The sequence below is a fragment of the Streptosporangium sp. NPDC005286 genome, assembly GCF_040607515.1.
Lineage (GTDB): Bacteria > Actinomycetota > Actinomycetes > Streptosporangiales > Streptosporangiaceae > Streptosporangium.
This window is the reverse complement of sequence record NZ_JBEXGU010000040.1, coordinates 14,696-30,393: the sequence shown is the minus strand read 5'-3', so window position 1 is coordinate 30,393 and position 15,698 is coordinate 14,696. Positions and strand designations below refer to the sequence as shown.

At 69.8% G+C, this 15,698-nt stretch carries 13 protein-coding genes; 1 reads left to right on the top strand and 12 read right to left on the bottom strand.

Annotated elements, in window-relative coordinates:
- Positions 1-4: 4 nt before the first annotated feature.
- The 6 genes from yvcK to uvrA form a co-directional block, all read right to left on the bottom strand.
- A complete protein-coding gene (gene yvcK / locus ABZU75_RS17205; RefSeq protein ID WP_350918767.1) occupies positions 5-940 on the bottom strand; it encodes a uridine diphosphate-N-acetylglucosamine-binding protein YvcK in 936 nt (311 codons plus the stop codon).
- Complete coding sequence (gene rapZ / locus ABZU75_RS17200; RefSeq protein WP_350918764.1) at positions 937-1,809, bottom strand: RNase adapter RapZ; 873 nt, start codon at positions 1,807-1,809, stop codon at positions 937-939. The genes yvcK and rapZ overlap by 4 nt, the downstream gene beginning before the upstream one ends.
- Complete coding sequence (uvrC, locus tag ABZU75_RS17195; RefSeq protein WP_355554995.1) at positions 1,806-3,752, bottom strand: excinuclease ABC subunit UvrC; 1,947 nt, start codon at positions 3,750-3,752, stop codon at positions 1,806-1,808. Before uvrC ends, rapZ begins: the two co-directional genes overlap by 4 nt.
- Positions 3,753-4,128: 376 nt before the next feature.
- Entirely contained in the window at positions 4,129-4,581 is a 453-nt protein-coding gene (locus ABZU75_RS17190; protein WP_355554957.1) for a Rieske (2Fe-2S) protein, read from the bottom strand.
- Positions 4,582-4,815: 234 nt separating this feature from the next.
- The gene (locus ABZU75_RS17185; RefSeq protein WP_355554955.1) at positions 4,816-5,241 is read right to left on the bottom strand and encodes a Rieske (2Fe-2S) protein; all 426 of its coding nucleotides are present in this window, start codon (positions 5,239-5,241) and stop codon (positions 4,816-4,818) included.
- Between the two features lie 88 nt (positions 5,242-5,329).
- Positions 5,330-8,170 (bottom strand): excinuclease ABC subunit UvrA, encoded by a 2,841-nt coding sequence (gene uvrA, locus ABZU75_RS17180; RefSeq protein ID WP_350918755.1) that lies wholly within the window; start codon positions 8,168-8,170, stop codon positions 5,330-5,332.
- Between the two features lie 270 nt (positions 8,171-8,440).
- On the opposite strand from uvrA, the gene ABZU75_RS17175 reads away from it, so the two are divergent.
- On the top strand, positions 8,441-9,082 hold the full coding sequence (locus tag ABZU75_RS17175; RefSeq protein ID WP_355554953.1) for an MBL fold metallo-hydrolase: 642 nt from the start codon (positions 8,441-8,443) through the stop codon (positions 9,080-9,082).
- An 87-nt stretch (positions 9,083-9,169) separates the two neighbouring features.
- Here the strand turns inward: ABZU75_RS17175 and pssA are convergent, their stop codons facing one another.
- From pssA to ABZU75_RS17145, 6 genes are all read right to left on the bottom strand, one after another.
- Positions 9,170-10,003: a CDP-diacylglycerol--serine O-phosphatidyltransferase gene (gene pssA, locus ABZU75_RS17170; RefSeq protein ID WP_350918749.1), complete on the bottom strand. Its 834-nt coding sequence runs from the start codon at positions 10,001-10,003 to the stop codon at positions 9,170-9,172.
- Complete coding sequence (locus tag ABZU75_RS17165) at positions 9,990-10,637, bottom strand: phosphatidylserine decarboxylase (RefSeq protein WP_350918746.1); 648 nt, start codon at positions 10,635-10,637, stop codon at positions 9,990-9,992. Before ABZU75_RS17165 ends, pssA begins: the two co-directional genes overlap by 14 nt.
- Positions 10,638-10,765: 128 nt before the next feature.
- Positions 10,766-11,755 carry a TerC family protein gene (locus ABZU75_RS17160; protein ID WP_355554950.1) on the bottom strand — a complete coding sequence of 330 codons (990 nt, stop codon included), beginning with the start codon at positions 11,753-11,755 and terminating at the stop codon, positions 10,766-10,768.
- A gap of 312 nt (positions 11,756-12,067) precedes the next feature.
- On the bottom strand, positions 12,068-13,186 hold the full coding sequence (locus ABZU75_RS17155; RefSeq protein WP_355554947.1) for a glycosyltransferase family 4 protein: 1,119 nt from the start codon (positions 13,184-13,186) through the stop codon (positions 12,068-12,070).
- Positions 13,176-14,831, bottom strand: a complete 1,656-nt coding sequence (locus ABZU75_RS17150) for a lipid II flippase MurJ (RefSeq protein WP_355554945.1) — start codon at positions 14,829-14,831, stop codon at positions 13,176-13,178. The genes ABZU75_RS17155 and ABZU75_RS17150 overlap by 11 nt, the downstream gene beginning before the upstream one ends.
- Positions 14,828-15,694 carry a hypothetical protein gene (locus tag ABZU75_RS17145; RefSeq protein ID WP_350918734.1) on the bottom strand — a complete coding sequence of 289 codons (867 nt, stop codon included), beginning with the start codon at positions 15,692-15,694 and terminating at the stop codon, positions 14,828-14,830. The genes ABZU75_RS17150 and ABZU75_RS17145 overlap by 4 nt, the downstream gene beginning before the upstream one ends.
- Positions 15,695-15,698 lie beyond the last annotated feature (4 nt).

Below are 15,698 nucleotides of genomic sequence, written 5' to 3'. Positions count from 1 at the left end.
AGGATCAACGCTTCGCACGGAAAATCTCGTCCAGGACGGAGGCAAGACGTTGTGCATCGTGTCGCGGCGAGCCGTCCTCATCCGCCACGGAGGCCAGGACCAGCCTCCCGCCGAGACCGGCCGCGGCCTTCTCCAGCTCCTCACCGTCGTCGGCCACGCCGGTGTCCGCGACGACCACGTCCACCTCCAGGGAGGGCGCGTGCTGGCGCAGCACCTCCAGGTGTTTCTGGGGGGAGAAACCGTCGGTCTCCCCCGCCTGGGGAGCGAGGTTCAGCGCGACCAGGCGCCGCGCGCGGGTGGTGTGCAACGCCTCGGCCAGCTCGGGCACCTTCAGGTGGGGCAGCACGCTGGTGAACCACGAGCCGGGGCCGAACACCACCCAGTCGGCGTCGAGGACCGCCTCGACGGCCTCGGGGCACGCCGGCGGGTCCTCGGGGACCAGCGAGATGGCCCGGACCCGGCCCGGGGTGAGCGCGCAGGCCACCTGGCCGCGCACCGTGCTCACCAGGCCGTCCAGCTCCACCTCGGCGGCGATGTCGAGTGGCACCGAGGACATCGGCAGCACCCGCCCGTGCGCGCCGAGCAGCCGCCCGAGCCAGTCGAGTCCGGCGACCGTGTCGCCCAGGCGCTCCCAGAGCGCCACGATCAGCAGGTTGCCGATCGCGTGGCCGTTCAGGTCACCGTCGCTGCGGAAGCGATGCTGGACGACCTCGCTCCAGGTGTGGCCCCACTCGTCGTCACCGCACAGGGCGGCCAGCGCCATCCTCAGGTCTCCCGGGGGCAGCACGCCGAACTCGCGGCGGAGACGGCCGCTGGAGCCTCCGTCGTCGGCCACGGTGACCACCGCCGTCAGCCGGGAGGTGACCCTCCGCAGTGCCGACAGCGAGGCGTACAGCCCGTGTCCTCCACCCAGCGCGACGACCTTGAGACCTTCATTCACTCCCGGCCCACATCCCGATGGCTTACCTGCACCTCCATGCCACCCCGATCCCGCAGCCGGCCGCCGATCTGCTCGGCCATGGCGACGCTGCGGTGCTTGCCCCCGGTGCAGCCGACGGCGAGCGTGGCGTAGCTCTTGCCCTCGCGGGTGTAGCCGGAGGCGATGATGGCGAACACCTCGTCGTAGGCGTCCAGAAGTTCCTTCGCACCCGCCTGGTTGAGAACGTACTCCCGTACGGGCGCGTCCAGACCGTTCATGGGGCGAAGTTCGGGAACCCAGTGGGGATTGGGCAGGAACCGGCAGTCGACGACCATGTCCGCGTCGACCGGCAGGCCGTACTTGTAGCCGAAGGAGACGACGTTGACCCGCAGGCCCGGACGGTCCTCGCCACCGAAGAAGGCGACGATCTTCCCCCTGAGCTCGTGGACGTTGAGGTTGGAGGTGTCGATCACCAGGTCGGCGTTGGCCCGGACCTCACGCAGGATGCCGCGCTCGCGGGCGATCCCGTCGACCAGCCGGCCGTCGCTCTGCAGCGGGTGCGGGCGGCGGACGTTCTCGAACCTGCGGACCAGCTCCTCGTCACTGGCCTCGAGGAACACCACCCGCACGCCGACGCCGCGCCCCTCCAGCTCCTCGATGGCACTGTTGAGGTCGCTGGTGAAGGCCAGGCTGCGCACGTCGACCACCGCGGCCACCTTGTCGGCGGCCAGCTTGACCCGCCCCGCCTCCTCGGCCATGGCGAACAGCAGCCCCGGCGGCAGGTTGTCGATGACGAACCACCCCAGATCCTCCAGAGCCTTGGCGGCGGTGCTCCGCCCCGCCCCCGACATTCCGGTGACGAGGACGAACGCGGACTCTCTTTCGCTCATGGGTTCTGCCCCTTCAAGACCGACACGATCGTCTCGGCCGTCGAGGGGCCGATCCCGGGAACCTCGCAGATCTGCGCCGCGGTCGCCTCCCGCAGCCGTTTCACCGATCCGAAATGCTTGATCAACGCCTGCCTGCGGGCCGGGCCGAGTCCGGGAACCTCGTCCAGAGCGCTTTCCTTGACGCTCTTCGACCGCTTGGATCGATGGTAGGTGATGGCGAAGCGGTGAGCCTCGTCGCGTACCCGCTGAAGAAGGTAAAGGGCCTCGCTGGAGCGGGCGAGGATCACCGGCAGGTCCTCACCGGGCAGCCAGACCTCCTCCAGCCGTTTGGCCAGGCCGCACACCGCCACGTCGTCGACGCCCAGTTCGTCGAGCGCCCTGCGGGCCGCCGCGGCCTGCGCGGGCCCGCCGTCGACGACGACCAGGTTGGGCGGGTAGGCGAACTTGCGCGGCTTGCCGGTCTCCGGGTCGATGCCCGGCGTCCGCAGTCCCTCGCCCGGCCCCTCGCCGGGCTCTGCCATGGCGTCGGCGTCGAGATCCCCGGTGGCCGAGCGCTCCTCCAGGTAGCGCTTGAAGCGTCGGGAGATCACCTCGTAGATGGAGGCGACGTCGCCCTCGGTGGAGCGCACCGAGAACCTGCGGTACTCGCTCTTGCGGGCCAGGCCGTCCTCGAACACCACCATGGAGGCCACCACGTCGGTGCCCTGCATGTGGGAGACGTCGTAGCACTCGATGCGGAGCGGCACCTGGTCCAGGCCGAGGGCGTCGGCGACCTCCTGCAGCGCCCTGCTCCGCGCGGTCAGGTCGCTGGCCCGCCTGAGCTTGTGCTGTTTCAGGGACTCCACGGCGTTGCGCTCGACGGTCTCCATCAGCGACCTCTTGTCGCCCCGCTGCGGAACCCTGATCTCCACCCTGGCCCCGCGGTGCTCGCCGAGCAGCTCGGAAACCGCCTCCGTATCGGGGGGCAGGACGGGGACCAGCACCTCCCTGGGCAGCGCCTCGGCGGCCGCGTCACCGTACATCTGCAGGAGGAACTGCTCGACCAGCTCGCCGGGCGTGGCCTCCTCGACCTTGTCCACCACCCAGCCGCGCTGGCCCCTGATGCGCCCGTCACGGACGTAGAAGACCTGGACGGCGGCCTCCAGCGGATCCTCCGCAAGGGCGATCACGTCGCAGTCGGTGTTGTCGCCGAGGACCACCGCCTGCTTCTCCATCGCCCGCTGCAGGGCTCCGATGTCGTCGCGCAGCCTGGCCGCCCGCTCGTACTCCTGTTCGGCGGCGGCCTCGCGCATCTCGCGCTCCAGCCGCTTGACGAACCGGCCGGTGTTGCCGGCCATGAACTCGCAGAAGTCGTCGGCCAGCTTCCGGTGCTCCTCGGCGGTGACCCGGCCGACGCAGGGGGCGGAGCACTTGTCGATGTAACCCAGCAGGCAGGGGCGCCCGACCTGCGCGGCCCGCCGGAACACCCCCGTCGAGCAGCTCCTGATCGGGAACACCCGGAGCAGCAGGTCGACGGTCTCCCTGATCGCCCAGGCGTGGGAGTAGGGGCCGAAGTAGCGGATGCCCTTGCGTTTGGCCCCGCGCAGCACCTGGACCCGGGGAAACTCCTCCCCCATGGTGACCGCGAGGTAGGGATAGGACTTGTCGTCGCGGTATTTGACGTTGAACCGCGGGTCGTACTCCTTGATCCAGGAGTATTCGAGCTGGAGCGCCTCGACCTCGGTGCCGACGACGGTCCAGTCGACGTCCACGGCGGTCGTGAGCATGGTCTGGGTGCGCGGATGCAGGCTCGCGAAGTCGGCGAAGTAGGAGTTGAGCCGCTGGCGCAGGCTCTTGGCCTTGCCGACGTAGACGACCCGGCCTCCGGCGTCCTTGAACCGGTAGACGCCGGGGGACTCGGGGATCGACCCCGGCTTCGGCCGGAAACTCGCCGGACCACCCACAGATCTCGCCACACAGAAAGCCTATCGGCCCGGACCGACAGGTTTCCTTACGCTTTTCCCGGCACGGTTCCGCCCGCGGACTCGCGCCGTCGCGGACGGATCACCACCTGACGTCCGCCAGGCTCAAAAGACCCTGGCGGCCCATCGCCGCCGGTCGGTGTCCGATGTCGTCATCCGACGCGGGACACAGAGGTCGCGAAGCTCGAAAGCCGGGGATTCCCGCGCCCGGCCCGCCGGCCGGGCCCGCCGTGTGCGCGGGCCGGGCAGCCCCGATCCCTCCCCCGCGCACACGGCACGTCCTACCCCGCCCGAAGAACCTGTGACGCGCGGCCTCACCGCCGGGGCGAACCTTCCGGCGGCGGAGCCATGACCGGATTCAGGCGAGGCTGATGGAGTCGCCGTCCACCTTGATCGCCTTCTCCTCCAGCGGCTTCGAGGCCGGGCCGTCCGCCACGGAACCATCAGCGATCTTGAACTTGCTGCCGTGGCACGGGCAGTCGATGGTGCCGTCCACGACCTTGTCCACGTCGCATCCCTGGTGGGTGCAGACGGAGCTGAACGCCTTGAACTGGCCCGCGGCCGGCTGGGTGATCACGATCTTCTGGTCCTTGAAGACCTTGCCACCCCCCTCGGGGATGTCCGCGGTCTTGGCCAGGGCGTTCGCCCCTGAGTCGCCCGCGCCGGCCTCCGGCGCCTGCGAGGACGCGGTCGACGAGGCGTCACCGCCGCTCGCCGCGGGCTCTTCCGAGCTCCCGCACGCGGTCAGCACCGCGGCCACCCCGGCCCCTCCGGCACCCAATATCACCGTACGACGTGTCGTCTCAGTCATGCATCTCCTCCAGGATCGTCATCTTCAGGTACGGCTGGCACCCCGATGACGGTTCAGCATGCCGTACGCCGTGTCAGGAGACTGTGAAGAATTACCCCCTTGGCGCTCTTTCTGGATCACTCGGAGAATCCCCCTGGAAACCCTCATCGCGGACTTCGGCCCCGGCAAACCGACCCCGACGAGCCCGACGAGCTCGACAAATCCGCCCCCTGGAGGAGAAGGCGGCGCGAATCGTCAGACCACGATGATCCCGTCACCCTCGACCTTCAGCGCGTACTGGACCAGCGGCGCCTCCGCCGGGCCCTTGAGGCATTTGCCGGAGTCGGCGGCGAACTCGCTGCCGTGGCAGGGGCAGCGGATGACGCCGTCCCCGACCCTCCCGACCGCGCACCCCCGGTGCGGGCAGCTCGCCGTGAACGCCCTGAACACCCCAGAGGTCGGCTGGGTGATCACGATCTTCCACTTGGTGATCACCTTGCCGCCGCCCACCGGGATGTCGGCGGTCCTCGCGATGACCTTCCCCTTGATCCCCGGCGGCACGATGGCGGCGGCGGGATCCCCGCTGCCGCACCCGGCCAGCGCCGCCCCGCACGCCACGGCCCCCGCGGCGGCGATCACCTGCCTGCGCGCAGGCATGGCGGAGGTTTCCTGCATGCTCATTGCGGCCCTTCTCGCAACGTCATCCCCGTCAGAACCGGGCTCCCGCGTCAAGGGTATTGACGGGGGAGCCCGGCCCTGAATCCGGCCTTCAGGTACCGAGGATCTTGCGCAGGAAGCGGCCGGTGTGGCTCTCGTCGACCAGGGCGACGTCCTCGGGCGTGCCGACGGCGAGCACGCTGCCTCCCCTGGAGCCGCCCTCGGGGCCCATGTCGATCAGCCAGTCGGCGGTCTTGATCACGTCGAGGTTGTGCTCGATGACAATGACCGTGTTCCCGCCGTCGACGAGCTTGCCCAGCACACCCAGCAGCCTGCGGATGTCCTCGAAGTGCAGGCCGGTGGTGGGCTCGTCGAGCACGTAGATCGTCCGACCGGTGGAGCGGCGCTGCAGTTCGGAGGCGAGCTTGACGCGCTGGGCCTCACCGCCGGACAGGGTCGTGGCGGGCTGGCCGAGCCTGACGTACCCCAGGCCGACGTCGTAAAGCGTCTGCAGGTAGCGCTTGATGGACGGGATGGAGTCGAAGAAGCCCAGGGCCTCCTCGATCGGCATGTCGAGCACCTCGGAGATCGTCTTGCCCTTGTAATGGACCTCCAGGGTCTCCCGGTTGTAGCGCGCCCCGTGGCAGACCTCACAGGGCACGTAGACGTCCGGCAGGAAGTTCATCTCGATCTTGAGGGTGCCGTCTCCCGAGCACGCCTCGCACCGGCCGCCCTTGACGTTGAAGCTGAAGCGCCCCTTCTGGTAACCGCGGACCTTGGCCTCCGTGGTCTGCGCGAACAGGTCACGGACCTTGTCGAAGACGCCGGTGTAGGTCGCCGGGTTGGAACGGGGCGTGCGGCCGATAGGCGACTGGTCCACATGCACGACCTTGTCGACCAGGTCCATCCCGTTGACCCGCGCGTGCCGGCCGGGGACGGTGCGCGCGCCGTTCAGCTCCTTGGCCAGCGCGTTGTAGAGGATGTCGTTGACCAGGGTGGACTTGCCGGACCCCGAGACCCCGGTGACCGCGGTCAGCAGCCCGAGGGGGAACTCCACGTCGACGCCCTTGAGGTTGTGCTCGCGGGCGCCCTTCACGGTGAGCTGCCGCTTCCTGTCGCGCTTGCGGCGTACGGGAGGGATGGCGATGGTCTTGCGGCCGGACAGGTAGGCGCCGGTCATCGACTCCTCCGAGGCCAGCAGGTCGGCCACGGTGCCGGAGACGACGACCTGGCCGCCGTGCTCGCCCGCCCCCGGGCCGATGTCGACCACCCAGTCGGCGGCGGCGATGGTGTCCTCGTCGTGCTCGACCACGATGAGCGTGTTGCCCATGTCGCGCAGTCTGATCAGGGTCTCCAGCAGCCGCTGGTTGTCGCGCTGGTGCAGGCCGATGGAGGGCTCGTCCAGCACGTACAGCACACCGACCAGGCCGGAGCCGATCTGGGTGGCGAGCCGGATGCGCTGTGCCTCACCACCCGCGAGGGTGCCTGAGGCCCGGTCCATGGTCAGGTAGTCGAGGCCCACGTCGAGCAGGAAACCCATCCGGGCGTTGATCTCCTTGACCACCCGCTCGGCGATGTGCATGTCACGGTCCGACAGCGTCAGCCCCGCCAGGAACGTCGCGCAGTCGCCGATCGACATCGCCGAGACCTCGGCGATCGAGCGGCCGTCGACCGTGACGGCCAGCGAGACCGGCTTGAGCCTGGCCCCCTCGCAGGCCGGGCACGGGATCTCCCGCATGTAGCCTTCGTACTTCTCGCGCATGCCGTCGCTGTCGGACTCACCGTGGCGACGCTGCACCCAGGGGATGGCCCCCTCGAAGGTGGTGTAGTAGGAGCGCTCTCGGCCGTAGCGGTTGCTGTAGCGGACGTGGACCTGCTCGTCGTGACCGTAGAGCAGGGCCTTCTGCGCCTTCTTCGGCAGCCGCTCCCACGGGGTGTCGAGGCTGAACCCCATGTTCAGGCCGAGCGCCTCGACGAGGCGGACGAAGTAGTCGCTGGTGTGACCCCCGGCCCATGGGGAGATCGCGCCCTCGCCCAGCGGCTTCTCCGGGTCGGGCACGATCAGGTCGGGGTCGACCTCCATGCGGACGCCCAGGCCCGTGCACTCGGGACAGGCGCCGAAGGGCGAGTTGAACGAGAACGAGCGGGGCTCCAGCTCCTCGAACGACAGGTCGTCGTAGGGGCAGTAGAGGTGCTCCGAGTAGAAGCGCTCACGGTTCGGGTCGTCCTCGGGCAGGTCGACGAACTCCAGGGTGATCGTCCCGCCCGACAGCTGCAGGGCGGTCTCCACCGAGCCGGTCAGGCGGCTGCTCGCGCCCTCCTTCACCGCCAGGCGGTCGACGATCACCTCGATGTCGTGCTTCTCCTGCTTCTTCAGCGTCGGCGGCTCATCCAGCCGGACCACCGTGCCGTCGACGCGGGCACGGGCGAAGCCCTTGGCCTGCAACTGGCTGAAAAGCTCGGCGTACTCGCCCTTGCGGCCGCGGACCACCGGGGCGAGCACCTGGAAGCGGGTGCCCTCGGGGAGCTCCATCACCCGGTCGACGATCTGCTCGGGACTCTGCCTGGCGATCGCCCGCCCGCACTGGGGGCAGTGCGGCTTGCCGATGCGCGCCCAGAGCAGGCGCAGGTAGTCGTAGACCTCGGTGATCGTGCCGACCGTGGAGCGCGGGTTGCGGCTCGTCGACTTCTGGTCGATCGACACCGCGGGTGAGAGACCCTCGATGAAGTCGACATCGGGCTTGTCCATCTGCCCGAGGAACTGCCGCGCGTAGGCCGACAGTGACTCGACATAGCGGCGCTGGCCTTCGGCGAAGATCGTGTCGAAGGCCAGACTGGACTTGCCCGAGCCGGACAGCCCGGTGAAGACGATCAGAGAGTCTCGCGGGAGGTCCAGCGAGACGTCCTTGAGGTTGTGTTCACGTGCACCACGCACGATGAGGCGGTCAGCCACAGTAGTCCCGACGTCGATTTAGAGGGTTGGAAGCGGTCGCGGGAAGACTAGCGAGAGGGACCGACAATTTTCCGGGCCGGCGTCCGGAGCTCAGGGATTCCCCGCCCTCTCCAGAGTACGGTCTTCCCTTGGATGTGGCAGGTCGTCCCCGGTTTCAACAGTGGGAGCACCCCCCTTATGCCCCGCACCACCCGCCGGGCGGCAATGATGAGGGTGGGGGCGGGCACCACCCGCGCCCCGCCCTGCCGTGACACCATCCGAGGAGAACCCGTGACGTACACCGGTGATGTGCAGGTCGGCGGCCCCGCAGACCTGCGTGAACTGCCCGGCCTGACGATCGCCAAGCTGACCGTCGGCCCGTTCGACAACAACGCCTACCTGCTCCGCTGCACCCGGACCGGTGACGGCGCGCTCATCGACGCGGCCGCCGAGCCCGACCGGCTGCTGGAGCTCATCGGTGACCGGCCGATCAGCAAGATCATCACCACCCACCAGCACGGCGACCACTGGCAGGCCCTGGAGGAGGTCGCCAGGGCGACCGGCGCCTCGGTGATCGCCCACCCGCTCGACGCGCCGGGGCTGCCGGTTCCGGTGGACCTGGAGGTGGGGCACGGCGAGGAGATCACCGTCGGCGAGGTCGGCCTGGAGGTGATCCACCTGCGCGGGCACACCCCGGGTTCGATCGCCCTGTACCACCCCGGCCACCTGTTCACCGGCGACTCGCTCTTCCCCGGCGGCGTCGGCAACACCAACAAGGATCCCGAGCGGTTCGCCCAGCTCTTCGCCGACGTGTCAGAGCGGATCTTCGACCGGCTGCCGGACGACACCTGGGTCTATCCGGGCCACGGCAAGGACACCACGCTCGGCGCCGAGCGCCCCAGCCTGCCCGAGTGGCGCGAGCGGGGCTGGTGACGCTCGCGGCGCGGAGGTCTCACCGCCCGCGCCGCCGGGGATCCTCCGCCCGCGGGGACCGCCGGTCCCGGCGGGCGGTTCCGGCGGTCAGCCGACTTCGGCGGACGCCCTGCGCTGCTCCTTGCGCTTCTCCCGCTTGAACATCAGGACACGCAGCGGGATGGCCGCCACGATCGTCATCTGCATGACGGCCCCGACCTTGATCAGCGTGTCGCCGCCGGCCAGGCCCGCGACCCAGATGGTCAGGCAGGCAACATTGATCATCATCCAGGCGAGCACCCCGGCGGCCACGTTGCCCTTGGGCTTGGGGTACTCGATCCGGCTCACCATGAGATACGCCACGCCGAAGATGGGCAGGATCGTCCAGGTCGACGGGGGGAACAGCAGTACGACCGAGACCACGGTCATGGCGCCCATCGGGATGGGCAGGCCCATGAAGTCGCCGCTCTTGGTCTTCACGCAGGCGAAACGCGCCAGCCGGATGACCCCGGCCAGCAGCACGGACGCCGCCGCGGTCATCACCAGCAGGAACGGGATCTGTTGATTGAACCCCGCCCAGATGACCACCATGAAGGCGGGGGCGAAGCCGAAGCTGATCACGTCGGCGAGGTTGTCCAGCTCGGCGCCCATGGCCGAGGCGCGGAACTTCCTGGCCACCAGGCCGTCGAACAGGTCACAGGTGGCACCGATCAGCAGGAGCACCACGGCGGTGCCGAAGAACCGGGGGTCGGCCGCGAAGGGCTTGCCCTCCTGCAGCGCGTTGATCGCCGACCAGGAGAGCACGCAGACCGCCAGGAAGCCACAGAGGGCGTTGCCAAGCGAGAGGGAGTCGGCGGCCGACAGGCGGAACGCCTTGCCCACGGGCCCTCGCGGCTCGTCGTCCGTCTCGTCCATCGGCCAGCTCGCGTCAGCCGTGGTCAAGACCGGTCACCCCCGCGACGGTCCGCTGTCCCACCGAGACAGCCGGGGCGATCCCCTCGGGGAGGTAGACGTCGACCCGCGAGCCAAGCCTGATCAGGCCGATCCGCTCGGCTCTGGCGACCTTCGCCCCCTCGGCCACGTAGGGCACGATGCGGCGAGCGACCGCGCCGGCGATCTGGACGAACTCGATGTCGCCGAGCGCGGTGTCCAGGTGCCAGACGACCCGCTCGTTGGTGTCACTGTCCTTGTTGAACGCGGGCAGGTACCCCCCGGAAACGTGCTCCACCGAGGTGACCGTGCCGGCCAGTGGCGCCCGGTTGACATGCACGTCGAGTGGGCTCATGAAGATCGCCACCCTGGTCCGGCCGTCCGGCCATGGATCGATGCTCTGCACCACACCGTCCGCGGGCGACAGGATCCGCCCGGTGCCCGGAGTCCGATCCGGATCGCGGAAGAACCAGAGCATCCCACCGGTGAGCGCGGTCAGCGGAACCGCCGCCAGCGCCCAGCGCCGGTCACGGCGGCTGAGCAGGGCGGTCACGGTGGCGGCGGCCACGGTCGGGAGCAACCACGGGGAGACGCCACGTGCCAGGCCCAGCGGACCTGGCCGGTGGCTTACTGAATCGTGGGACACAGGGAACCTTTTGTGATGTCTTGCGGCATTAGACCGGTATGTCTACCCGCTCTGGGGCAGGATGTTACCCATCTCTTAGCCCTTATAAGGCGCAATGAGACAAGCAAAGCGCCTCACACGCCGATTCGCTAGCCCTGCTCGACACTCGCCGGGGTGGTGTTTTCCTTGCCTGCACGAGCATCACGCCGGACCTTCGCCAGGCTGATCGCGGTGGTGACGACCATCGTGACGACGATAACCGACAGTGACACCCAGATCGGCACTTCGGGAGCCCAGGAGACGCCACTGGAGTGCAGCGCCTCAAGGATCAGCTTAACCCCGATGAAACCGAGGATGAACGCGAGACCGAAGCTGAGGTAGACCAGCCGCTGGAGCAGACCTCCCAGCAGGAAGTAGAGCTGGCGCAGACCCATCAGCGCGAACGCGTTCGCGGTGAAGACGATGAAGGCGTCGGTGGTCAGGCCGAAAATCGCCGGAATCGAGTCGAGCGCGAACAGCAGGTCGGTGGTGCCGATGGCGATCATGACGATCAGCAGCGGGGTGACCATGCGCCTGCCGTTGACCTTGACGACGACCTTGGAACCCACGTAGTCGTCGGTGTGCGGCAGCACCCGCCGGGCCCAGCGCAGGACCGCGTTCTCCTGCAGGTCCTCCTCCTGGCCGAACTGACGGACGAGCTGGACCGCGGTGTAGATCAGGAACAGGCCGAAGACGTAGAACAGCCAGCCGAAGTTGGACAGGGCGGCGGCGCCGAGGGCGATGAAGACGCTGCGCATGACCAGCGCCATCAGGATGCCGATCAGCAGCACCTTGTGCTGGTAGATCTTCGGCACCGCGAAGCGGGTCATGATGATGTAGAAGACGAAAAGGTTGTCGACGCTCAGGCTGTACTCGGTGATGTAGCCGGCGAAGAACTGTCCCGCGGAGGTGGGTCCCGCGAAGATCCACAATACGATACCGAAAATCACCGCGAGGGTGACGTAGAAACCGACCCAGAACCCGGCCTGCTTGAGGGAGAACTCCCGCGGCTCGCCCCGGTCGACGATCCACAGATCGAAGGCGAGAACGATGAGCAAACCGCTGATAACGGCCAACCATGCCCAGACAGGAACAATCACAACTGATAAACCTCCGGCGGCGCGCACGACAGACTGCCGGAGGTCTCTCCCGCCCGCATGAGGCATCGACTGAGATATGTCGAAGCGCGGACCGACAGCCCCGGGGGCCTCGTGGAGCGAGACAACACCGTGATGACGAGACTGCCGCGAAGGGATACTCCCCCCCTAAACACGCCAGTATAGGTCTCCGGCATGGTGGCGCCTAATCCAACATCACGACCTCTCCGCCTGTTCCATCGGGCTTCCGGCCTCGCCCGCCGCCAGGCGCCAAACCCCCTTCGGAAATCTGGCGCGGACCGCGAACGGGTCCTTTCAGCCCCTTGGGGAAAGCCCGGCGTAGACCGCGAGCACCGCCTTCAGCGCCTCCGGTTCACCCGGCATCCCACGGCCTCGCCTGGCGGCGGCAGCGGCCAGTTCCTCCGCGAGACCGTCGTCGGCGAGCATCCTCGCGACCGCGTCGCGCATCGCCGCGACGTCCCCGTACGGCACCAGCAGCCCCGCCTCACCCACCATCGCCGGAATGCCCCCCACCGCGGTGGCGATGACCGCCGTACCCGCCCGCAGGGCCTCCTGCACGGTGAGCGGCTGCCCCTCCCAGCGGCTCGGCACCAGCAGTGCCCTGGCCACCCCGAGCAGGTCCCCCACGTCGGTACGGGCACCGAGCAGCCGTACCGGCAGGTTCTCCCGGTCGATCCGCTCCTGCAACTCCGCTCGCAGCGGCCCCTCCCCCGCCACCAGGAACACCGGCCCCGACGCGTGCTCCGCGTCCCGGCGAACCTCCGGCAGCGCCTTCGCCACATCGAGCAGGGTCTCCAGGCCCTTCTGCTGGGCAAGCCTGGCGACCGTCAGGAAGATCACCCGTTCTCCCGTACCGAGCTCCCGCCGGATGTCCCCGGCCGCGCGCCCGGAAGGAGGCAGCGCGGGCGCCGGGACCACGGCGGCCTCGACACCCCTGGCCCCCAGGTGGGCCATCCGCTCCCCCAGATCGGGGGAGACGACCAGGATCCGGTCGGCGCGGCGGGCCACGATCCGTTCCAGTAGGCCGTAGACCGCGCCGACCACGCCGCCCGCGGTCGCGGCGTTGTGCAGGGTCACCACCAGGCCGGTTCCGGTTCCGGCCAGCGCGATCGCCGCCAGCGCCCCGGCTCTCAGCCCGTGGGCGTGCACGGCATGCGCCCCGCGCAGCGTCCTGAGCGCCATGACCGCCCGTAGATCGTCGAGTGGGCGGGGCCGGTCGGAGATCGGCACCGGCACGAAGCGCGCGCCGAGTGCGGCGAACCCGAAGGCCCGCTCCGTGCTCGGGGGGCCCGCCACGACCACCCGGTGGCCGCCGCGCACCAGCCCTCCGGCCAGCATGGCGACGTGCCTGCCGACCCCTCCCTCGCTCGTTCCCAGCACGAACGCCACGCGCGTCCCCTGATCAACCGTCAAAACCGCTCCCCTCCTTCACCGGTCCCCCGCGCAGTCGTGCCAGCAGCGCCCGGGCGTCTCGCCTGTCGACCATCATCGCCACGGCCGCGAACGCGGCCACCCCGGCCGTCGCGGCGGCCAGTCCGACCGCCACGTAGGCCGGCTTGGACACCGCCCCGAAAGTGTTGACCAGGGCCAGGCCTGCCCCCCAGGCCGCGACACCGCCGACCAGGGCCGCCAGGAGGGTACGCGGCGTACCCTCCAGCGCGGCCCTCCCCCTGGCGCGCAACACCGCGAGGGCCAGCAGCAGCCCGCCGACGGTCATGCCGATCGTGCTGCCCAGTGCCAGCTGCCCGACCACGTCGGCCGGATCCGCGGCGGCGTGGGCGAGCCCGACCTGGGCCACCAGCGCGACGGCCCATCCGGCCACCGAGGCGGCGGCCGCCGACCGGCCCAAGCCGCAGGAGTACAGGATGCGGGCGAGGTGCAGCATGAGTGCGTACCCGACCACACCTGGCGCGAACAGCGCGACCGCCCTGGCCATCTCGGTCTCGGCGAGCGCTCCACCTGGGCTTCCCTCCAGGAACACCCGCGACACCGGCACGGCGACCGCCGCCATCACCCCGGCCGCGAGCCCCGTCACCAGCAGCACGGTCCGCGTCGTGGCCGAGGTCAGGGCGTTGAACCCGGCCAGGTCACCCTCCTGCGCCCTGGTGGAGAGCACCGGGAAGGAACTGGTGGCGATCGGCATCACGAGCACCGCGTACGGCAGCTGGTACAGCGCCCAGGCGTAGGTGTAGACGCCCAGCGCCCCCTCGCCGCCCAGGTTGTTGGCCAGGAAGATGACGACGATCAGCGTGACCTGCTGCGCGATCAGCACGGCGATGCCCGCCGTGGCGAGTCGCCGCGCCCGGGCGGCGACCCCCGGAGGGAACGACAGGGTGGGCCGCAACCTGAGCCTGAGTCTGGCCACCGGGCCGACGACGGTGAGCACCATCGCGGCGGCGGCGACGGTCGCGCCGAGAGAGAGCGAGAGCTGCCCCGCGGTGGTCAAATCCGTCAGCCGGTCCGCGGCCTTCTCGTTGACCGCGCCGAACAGCAGATGGGAGGCGACGATGAGCAGGCTGGAGACCAGCGGCGCCAGGGCCGGGCCCATGAACCGCCGGTGTGCCTGGAGCACGCCGTACAGGACCACTGCCAGCCCGAAGAAGATCATCCGGGGGGCGAAGATGACGAGCATGCCGGTGCCGACCTCGACGACCTCGGCCAGGTCACACGGAGCGGGGTCGCCCACCAGCAGCGCGACGATCGGCCCGGCGAACGCCACGATGAGCAGTGCCAGCGGCACCATGACGAGCATCACCCAGGTGAGCAGCGCCGAGGTGATCTGGCCGGCCTCCGCCCTGGCCTCGGGGTCGTCGTCGGCCCTGGAGGCCGCCGAGGCCAGCACCGGCACCACCATCCCGGCCAGCGCGCCGCCCGCCACCAGCTCGAAGACGATGTTGGGCACGTAGTTGGCGGTGTTGTAGGCGGTGCTCAGGCAGAGGTTGCCGACGGTCTGCGACTGGACGAGATAGCGGCCGAACCCGACGAGCCGGGCCAGGACGGTAACGATCCCGATGAGAAGTGCCGCTCCCGCGATCCCCTGGGCGATCCTGCTGCTCATCGGGTGGCGGGTGCCTGCTCCACGGGACGACGGCCCAGCATGTCGAAGCGGTGCAGGACGGGGTTGCCCGCGATCACCTTGGTGAAACTGACCTTCTCCGAGGCGGCGGTCAGCGCGACCACTGTGCCGAGCACGGCCAGGCGTCCCGGACGGCCCAGGGTGACGGCGGCGGCCAGGCCGACAAGCGCGCCCAGCGCGTTGGCCCCCGCGTCGCCGAGCATGGCCCGCTCGCCGAGGTCCTCGGGCAGCAGCGCGGCGGCGGCGCCCATGGGAAGCGCGGCCAGGGTGGCCGGGACCGGGTCGTCCCTGAGCAGAGCCGCGGCGAGCAGGGGTGCGCCGGCGAGCAGGCCCACCTTGACGGCACGCCCGGGACGCAGGTCGAAGAGGTTGGCCAGGTTGGCGCTCCCGGCGATCAGCGCGCCGTTGACGGCGACGTCGAGGGGCGCGCGGGAGGTGGCGGCCGCGGCGGCCAGGCCGGTCGCGCCGATACCGAGGATCTTCACGGCCCCGCTGGTGACCTCCCCCTTGGCCAGGGCGCTCAGATGCCCCTTGAATCCCTTGGAGGAGGTCGCGCCGTAAAGGTCGTCGTAGGCACCGAGGCCGCCGGCCCCCACCGCGGCCAGCAGCGCCGCCACCCGAGCCCTGCCGGTCAGGCCGGGGATCACGGCCGCCGCGGCACCGGCGCCGGCGACGAACGCCGGGCCCTCGAGCAGGGTGATCGGTTCGCCCCTGTGGTTCGTGCGCGCCCAGGTCTCCACATCGCCGACCGGAGGCCTGCGGGTGAAGGCCGCGTACGCGGCACGCGCGGCGACCGCGCCGAGGAGCGCACCGGTGAGGGCACCGAGAAAAGCACGACGAGCCATCGGG